This is a genomic window from Bacteroides timonensis, assembly GCF_000513195.1.
In the GTDB taxonomy this organism is placed as follows: Bacteria; Bacteroidota; Bacteroidia; order Bacteroidales; family Bacteroidaceae; genus Bacteroides; species Bacteroides timonensis.
The window spans coordinates 1-7,664 of sequence record NZ_CBVI010000003.1; the positions used below are offsets into that span (position 1 = coordinate 1).

Below are 7,664 nucleotides of genomic sequence, written 5' to 3' on the forward strand. Positions count from 1 at the left end.
TGTGGAAATTGTCCCACCGTTTTTTGCTTAATCTCTAATAGTTCTTGATACTTATTTGATACCTTTTCCGCAAGCAACTCCGCACCGTCTTTTGCCCCGTACTTCTTTGTCAGTTCTGCAAACAATACCCTTGCATTATAATATTGCTTTCGGTTGAGGCTTTCCCAGTAGTGGATGTTACTAAACCTTTCCCAGCGTAGTTTCTGCTTATCGGTCAGCCCGTCAGTATCAGCATAGAAATCAAAGAAAACTATTTCTTTTAGCTTCGATATTAAAATAGGTAGGACGTTTTCCAAACATTCCCGTTTCTTTAAATCGGATAGACTATAAATTCCGCATGCTGCCAGCATCCGCACACGCTTAAATTTTATTTCAAAACGTAGGATATAACCGACATCCGAAATACGTTGCTGATAACTTTTATCATACAGCTTTATATCATAGTCCGTATGTTCGCAAATCACCCCCAAGAACTCCCCCTTTTTACTTATGCTTTTAAAGGGCTCTCCCTTGTGACATATTGCACTTTTTATAATTCGCTGAGGCTTATAGTTTAACGGAATGTTTACTCCAACCTCAACACGATGCAAAAGCGCATTATCCAGCTTTATATTGTACGTATCTGCCAGCTCATCCAGCGTGTCCCGCATTTCTGTTATGTGGAAATCGTCCCAGTTTTGAACGCCACCATTTTTATACTTATGCAAGCTGCCAGCCAAGCTACAGGACAACACACCGCTTTTTGTTGGAGATATTGCAAAGGTCACACCGTTTACATTCGCCTCTTTTCTCTGAGACACTTCGCCCGTTCTCTCCGACACAGTTAGCGCAAAGTCCAGTAGCTTGTTATGCTTCCATAAATTAGCATCCAGCCCGACACACGTACACTTAAAGCCATCAATCACAGCACCGCTATTTATCCGTTAAGATACTGAAAGCCATTTCTATATCTTTCTTTGCCGAGGCAAAGGCTACATGAAACGGCACATAGTTACAAGTGTACGCCCGAAGCACGTTGCGGGCACAATCCACTTTCAAATAAGCCAAAATAACCCTATCTCCCATCTTAGCAGAGATAAACGGGTAATTGCATAGCTCGTTAATCAGTGTTTGAGCCATTTCTACACGTTCCTTTCTGTTACGCATGAATCCTGCCAGCGCAATAATATCCATACAGTCCGTAAGAATATTCCTTTGTCTATCAGTGCGCATAAACACCCCCTTTCTTTACTAAAGCTGCCTCAACTTCGGGTTGCTTGAAGTAAACACGGTTTCCGCACTTGTAGGCTGTTAGTATGCCTTTTTTCGTCCAGTCGCTCACTGTAACAATAGACACTTTCAGCATACGGGAAACTTCCGCCCTCGTTATATACCCTGCCGTTTCTTCTTTGGAAATCGGCTTTTTCTGTTCTCCCAGTGCGATAATCGCACATTCCATTCTTTCCAAGCGAGATAAAATTTCATCCGCTTGGAGATTTTCAATCTGAATTATATTCTTTTCCATAATCAAAAAGTTTATTCTTTTCGATGCAAAAGAATACAAATAAAAAAAGGTAGTACAATCTCGCACATGCGGGAATGTAACTACCTTTTCATAAATAATACTGATTGTTAATATTTTAACTTATATCTTTCACATGAGGAATATTAAATAAATCTTTGCTGTCATTGTTCATATTATTATTATCGACATTTAGAGCTTTCGCCAAAGTTCCTACATTATTTCCCTCAAAATTAAAGACGTTACTAATTTGCCTTGCATATTCGTTATAGTTTATCTCACCGTCCCTTTTTCGTGGGGCATCTATATAGCCATTTTCTGCCAAAAGCCCCATTATATAACCCAAATTTGAGACTTTCCCAGCCCATATTAAAGGCTTTTCTATTAGTACACAGTCCTCACTCTCTATCATCCTTTGCGCTTCTTTAGCAAATTTTATAACCCCAGCATAACAAGCTAATCCTATAAAGTCACTTGTCAAATACCCTATTGTTACAGCCCTATGCACTTCGCCCCAGCTTTCTATTACCTCATGCAAATGATAAGATATCTCATCCTCTATTATTAGTTTATTATCTAATGCTGAACGTTCCAACTTTTCTAAAAGGTTCTGCATCCGCCAACTATATTCATGCTCAATTTCATTTAGAATATAATTTTTTTCGTGTTCCGTTGGAGCTTTCCAATATTTCAGACTCTTAAAATCATTTATTATTAACTCTGTATGTTTCTTTTCTTTTTCTATAAGATTTATTTTTTGTTCCTCAGTATATAATGAACTATTGGTAATACTTTCAACAATACTGCACATACATTTTTCTTGTTTTTCTTTTTCTTCGATGAAAGAAGTTCCTTTTTGTTTAAAAAACCAATCCAAATATTTATCTATGTCTATTTGACTTATATGTATTTTTTTCATAATTATATCATTTAGCAATTTTCATATACTGATTATTTTTTATCCAGTGTTCCCGCAATAACTCCGCATGCTGTTCGGGTGTCACTCTTATATAAGCCATGAACGCTTTCTCTGTACGGTGTCCCGTTATTTGCATTATAGAGATAGCAGGAAAGCCCGACAAATACAAATTAGTAGCAAACGAACGCCTTGCAGTATGGCTCGTTACCAGCTCATATTTTTTGTATGTTTGCCGTACCCTCATGCCGCCCCTTGTGATATTTTTTTGTTCCATCTCATCAATACCTGCAAATTTGCACACTTCTTTTATGTAATTATTAAACTTTTGGTTACTGATGGGCTGAGGCAATTTCTCACCGTACTTTCTCCATATCTCCAAAACTACACGATGCAAAGGTATAGCCACCTTACCGCCCGTTTTGTGCTGTTCTATATGAATCGTGGAACTTTTAATATTATCTTTCGTTATACTTGTAAAGTCCGAAAAACGAAGCCCAGTAAATGCACCTATTAGAAATAAGTCCCGTACTCTGTTAAGCCGTTCAGACTTACAGTCCGTCTCATATATTTTCATCAACTCAGCCTCAGACAGGTAAACGCTATCTGTCTTTTCAGTCGTAGCCCTAAAGCGTTGACTTTTATACTGATTATTACTATTTATTCCCTTAAATGTAGCCTCGTTCAGCCAAGTTTTTAATGTCTGAATCTTATGCCCTATGGTATTTGCTGATAAGTTGAGGCTTTGCATATATGCGGTAAAATCTGTATAAAAATCTATTGTTATATCTTGAAAATCTATTTCTTTGTCATTTAGCCTATTTTTTTCATACTCGCACAAATAAAAGTACGTACGTTCATGTTCACGTTGTACCTTATAAGAAATCACGTTGCCAGTTTTAGGGTTAACACGCTTCTTGTTTCTCTCTAAATAAGCCTCAATGAAGCCATGTAATGTACTTTCATCCGATAACTTCGCCTTACCTGTGAAAATATCTAAGAAGTTCCGCAAAGCGTCCTTTGTTACTTTTCGCCCTTTAGCTTTAGTCTCTATGCAAAAGTTTTCAGTAACCAAATACAATTCGTTCAGCCGCTCATTGATAGCATCTTTTCCCAATGCCTCAACCATTCCACGTACCCGCATCTTTTCAAAGTTCCAGTATTTAGGGTACATTTTTAGCCCAGTAGGATAGACCAATTTTTCATTGCGCCCGAACCTATAAACTAAATATATCGGCTGAGGCTCGTTTCCGTTCGGTTTCCGTAGTTTAAAAGAAGTGTTCGCCATACTCATTTTTTTAGTACCACAAAGATAAGGCAAAATATGTATGTTTCCGTATTTGTTTCCGTTTTTTTCTTATTTACTTTTATCTATCTTGTTTATCATTCATAGCAACCACAATCTAAATAGCTGATTTTCAATACATATATATTACAAATTCAAATAAATGAGAAAAGCTAAATAAAGGAAGTTTGCATCTTGTCATCCCGACTACCGATAGAATAAGTCACTGTAATACAGTGGCTTATTCTGTTTTTAGTAAAATACCCGGGACGAAATCGGGACGGTCATTGTTAACGTATTTGTTTTTGCAAAAGAGCAAAGACAAATAAAAAAAAATGCCTACACTCAAAGAAATACAAGGTTATACACCTCCTGTCCTTCATACAGGAAAAGACTGGTATATTGACTTTTACGCATTCAGTCCTGTACATGGTACAATGCGACGCAAAAAAATCAAGTTAAATTTTATAGAGAAAATCACGGAACGGCGTAAGTATGCGAAGGACTATATGAATCGGCTATCTGAGAAGTTATCACTCGGATGGAATCCCTGGATTGAACAGGAATATAGTAACGCATACATGCTTTTTAAAGACGTCATCAGCAAATATCGCACGTTCATAAACAAGATGTTGAAAGATGGCCATTACCGCCCTGAAACCTATAAATCTTACAGTTCTTATCTTTATAATATAGAACAATTCAACGAACGGAAAAAAGTGCCAATCACCTACATTTACCAGTTCGACAAAGATTTTTGCGTTATGTTCCTGGATGAAGTATATATAAACCGCGATAATACAGCTTTCACACGTGATAATTATCTCGGCTTCCTCAAGTCCTTCTCTACATTCTGCCTGAATCATAACTATATCACAAAGAATCCAACTGAAGGTATCAGTAGCCTGGGACGAAGAGGAAAGAATAAAACCAGAGCTGTGTTACCTGAAGAATTGCTTAAAAAGGTCTATGATTATTCAAAAGAACATAACCCACACTTCTTACTGGCAAGCTATATTCTTTATTATTGCTTCATCCGTCCAGCAGAAATGACGAAGTTAAGATTATCTAATATAAACTTAGCTAAACAAACCATCCTGGTACAAGATACGATATCGAAAAACAGGAAAGATGGAACTATCACTCTGCCTGCGAAAGTTATTCATCTCATGCTCGATCTCAAAATCTTCGATTATCCTAATGACTATTACCTGTTTTCCAATGACATGAAACCCGGTAAAGAAGAAAAATCAGAAAAAATGTTCCGCGATTGGTGGGCACGCCATGTCCGGAAGGACCTCAAACTACCCGACAAATATAAATTCTACTCGCTAAAAGATACCGGCATAACGAACATGCTCCGGCATTATGATGTATTGAGCGTTCGCGATCAGGCTCGACATAGCAGTATTCTGATGACTGATATCTACACACCGCATGATATTCAGGAAGCTAACAGCCTGATAAAGAATTACCAAGGAGATTTTTAAGAAAAAGGCAGCTTATTCGGCTGCCTTTTCTACAAATTCCTTCAAACGATAAAGTCGGTCAATAGCCGGATTATAGAATGCATCCGGGTAATGCTGCTTTATGTCGTTAATATTGGCACGAACATAAATACTAGTGTCGGTAATATGTTCAGCCTCACTTAATACCACCTCTTTGGGAAGTTGAGCAGTCTCAGCCCAGTTAATTAGAGCTTTCACACTCTCTTCATCATAATTATAATTAGCCATAGTTCTTTTTCCAGCAAAGATATCTCTTATTTACCATTGAAACAAATTATAGCTAACACCTACACCGGCATACCAACCACATGGATAACCATAACCAGCCTGCAAGCCAAGCCCCCAACGTTTCCTCTTCGGTACAATAGTATGATAGATATCATTCGTAACCGTTCGATACACAGTTCGTGGAAATATCTGCAAACTATCTAACCTCGGCCGATATCCGCTCACCCATGCCCGGTAAAGACTATCCTCATAATAAGCCTGTTCACGATAAACTACCGTATCACCAATACGAATAGTGTCTGTTAGCTGGAAAACTAACAGAGGAGCTATAGGTGGCGAGACAAGTAACGTATCAACCTTTACAACAGTCTTTATCTTCGTCTCGGTACGTATTTCTGCCGGGAGAGGCTCGTGCGGACGGAACCAAGCAACCACACAAGCAACGACCAGCAATGTGACTAATATCCAAGATAGCTTTTTCATAGTTTCATCCTTTAAAGTAAACCACTTTACTTTTCTTCCCATCATTCCTCATATCCAGATGCACCCAAGTGACATCCTGTTCCAGTCGGATAGGATAAGGCAAAAGAACCTGATTAACTTTTATCCAGTTCCTGACATCCAGCGTAGTCATACCCTTCACATCAAAATCAACTGCTGTGCCTTGACTATGGGCTGACATATAGACCTTTTCAAGTCTCGTCTTCTCGGCCACGAGACTACATACATTACAGCGAAGCCCCCGCTGGGTGAGATTACCACCAATCTGCCAATTATTGACATGAATAGGCTTACCTAATCTTTCCCGGATAGCAAGTAATGTCTCCAGCAATCGATCATCGAAGAACTGCCAAGCATTATCACCGAACTTATTATACACATGTTTGCATACAAGTTCCTGAATGTCGAAATAATCTCTAATACTCATTTCTGCACCTCCTTTATTTTCTTGATTAATTCCAAAGCGTCTTTCTCCGATGCACATTTAACGATATTGGCTATCACTCCGGGTAACTCTGCCGCATGGCTACGCTTTCTCTTATTATGTTCCCATACACTCCGAAACTCGATAATCAATACACCAACTGTGATGATGATTGTCATGTATGGCAATACATACCAAGTAAAGAGTAATCCCAATGTGTCGAACATCAGTCCAAACAGCATCATACGCCAGTAGTCACCAGCCTTGGCAAATGTCCGACGCAATCCCTTGCTGTCAACCTTTTCTTTCATCACTCTCGCAGTCTGCACACCATCCCACATGTCAATCAGTACAGATACAAACATTACCAACCAGCACATTAATGTCACCCCGATATGACGATACAGGTTAGTCAAATCTAACGCATGTAAGAAATCTAATACATCTTTCATTTTCCTTTCACTATTTTAATTATTAATACTATCTTTGCTATCGCATAAGACCGTTAAGGTCTTAGTATTTTGTCGTTATCCCGCCCGGCCAGTGATGGTAGGACGGGATTTTTTAGGCACAAAAAAGCCCATCGACAACACGGGCTGTCAATGGGCATAATCACTGTACAAAGGTACTAATTATCCCCTAATTCACAAGACTTTTCCTTCATTCTTACCAGATGATTATTAAGAGTTACTAAGTGACATTTCAGCTTCCGGCAAATAGCGGCTTTTGAACTTCCTTCAGCAAGCATCCGGCTAATAAGCTCCGCTTTCTTATCCAACTTATAATGTGTTATCTTCTCGCCTTTTTGTCTGCCGAGCTTCTGTCCTGCAGCCTTACGTCTGGCCAATCCTTCTTTGGTACGCTGAGATATTAAATCACGCTCAATCTGAGCAGATAAACCGAAGGCAAAAGCTAATACCTGGCTATTGATGTTATTTCCTAATTCATACTTTTCCTTCACTGTGAGTACTAATGTCTCTTTAGTCATACAGAGATTGAGCATTGACATTATGCTCATAAGGTTACGGCCTAATCGACTAATCTCGGAAAGTATAAGGGTATCACCTTTCTTCATCTTCTTCAGAAGTGGACCAAGTTTTCTATCTTTTGCAGCTTTAGTTCCGGAAACCGTTTCAGAAATCCACTTATCAATTATTAATCGACGATCATTGGCAAAATTCTGAACTTCAAACTTTTGGTTCTCAACCGTTTGTTTATCAGTTGAAACTCTGATGTATGCGTAAATCATTTTTGTCGGTGAAGATAATAAACTAATCCTGCCGGAGCAAATACAGTTCTGT

11 protein-coding genes are annotated in these 7,664 nt (G+C 38.6%); 1 reads left to right on the forward strand and 10 read right to left on the reverse strand.

Annotated elements, in window-relative coordinates:
* The 5 genes from BN161_RS01945 to BN161_RS01965 form a co-directional block, all read right to left on the reverse strand.
* Window positions 1–905, reverse strand: a 905-nt coding sequence (locus BN161_RS01945) for a hypothetical protein (protein ID WP_044262542.1), incomplete at its 3' end; no start/stop codon positions are given.
* A gap of 7 nt (window positions 906–912) precedes the next feature.
* Window positions 913–1,212 carry a hypothetical protein gene (locus BN161_RS01950; protein WP_044262544.1) on the reverse strand — a complete coding sequence of 100 codons (300 nt, stop codon included), beginning with the start codon at window positions 1,210–1,212 and terminating at the stop codon, window positions 913–915.
* Entirely contained in the window at window positions 1,202–1,504 is a 303-nt protein-coding gene (locus BN161_RS01955; protein WP_044262547.1) for a helix-turn-helix domain-containing protein, read from the reverse strand. The genes BN161_RS01950 and BN161_RS01955 overlap by 11 nt, the downstream gene beginning before the upstream one ends.
* 115 nt (window positions 1,505–1,619) lie before the next feature.
* The gene (locus BN161_RS01960) at window positions 1,620–2,420 is read right to left on the reverse strand and encodes a hypothetical protein (RefSeq protein ID WP_125910718.1); all 801 of its coding nucleotides are present in this window, start codon (window positions 2,418–2,420) and stop codon (window positions 1,620–1,622) included.
* A gap of 7 nt (window positions 2,421–2,427) precedes the next feature.
* Complete coding sequence (locus BN161_RS01965; protein WP_125910719.1) at window positions 2,428–3,738, reverse strand: site-specific integrase; 1,311 nt, start codon at window positions 3,736–3,738, stop codon at window positions 2,428–2,430.
* A 299-nt stretch (window positions 3,739–4,037) separates the two neighbouring features.
* On the opposite strand from BN161_RS01965, the gene BN161_RS01970 reads away from it, so the two are divergent.
* Entirely contained in the window at window positions 4,038–5,192 is a 1,155-nt protein-coding gene (locus BN161_RS01970; RefSeq protein WP_044262553.1) for a tyrosine-type recombinase/integrase, read from the forward strand.
* A gap of 12 nt (window positions 5,193–5,204) precedes the next feature.
* Here BN161_RS01970 and BN161_RS01975 read toward each other — a convergent pair whose 3' ends face one another.
* The 5 genes from BN161_RS01975 to BN161_RS01995 all read right to left on the reverse strand — a co-directional run bounded on the left by BN161_RS01975 (window position 5,205) and on the right by BN161_RS01995 (window position 7,612).
* Window positions 5,205–5,438, reverse strand: a complete 234-nt coding sequence (locus BN161_RS01975) for a DUF6965 family protein (RefSeq protein WP_044262554.1) — start codon at window positions 5,436–5,438, stop codon at window positions 5,205–5,207.
* 30 nt (window positions 5,439–5,468) lie between these two features.
* Window positions 5,469–5,921: a DUF6808 domain-containing protein gene (locus BN161_RS01980; protein WP_044262556.1), complete on the reverse strand. Its 453-nt coding sequence runs from the start codon at window positions 5,919–5,921 to the stop codon at window positions 5,469–5,471.
* Window positions 5,922–5,925: 4 nt separating this feature from the next.
* Window positions 5,926–6,366 (reverse strand): hypothetical protein, encoded by a 441-nt coding sequence (locus tag BN161_RS01985; protein WP_044262558.1) that lies wholly within the window; start codon window positions 6,364–6,366, stop codon window positions 5,926–5,928.
* Window positions 6,363–6,815, reverse strand: coding sequence for a phage holin family protein (locus BN161_RS01990; RefSeq protein ID WP_044262560.1), 453 nt, complete (start codon window positions 6,813–6,815; stop codon window positions 6,363–6,365). Before BN161_RS01990 ends, BN161_RS01985 begins: the two co-directional genes overlap by 4 nt.
* 176 nt (window positions 6,816–6,991) lie before the next feature.
* Window positions 6,992–7,612 (reverse strand): master DNA invertase Mpi family serine-type recombinase, encoded by a 621-nt coding sequence (locus BN161_RS01995; protein WP_044262562.1) that lies wholly within the window; start codon window positions 7,610–7,612, stop codon window positions 6,992–6,994.
* Window positions 7,613–7,664: the final 52 nt, after the last annotated feature.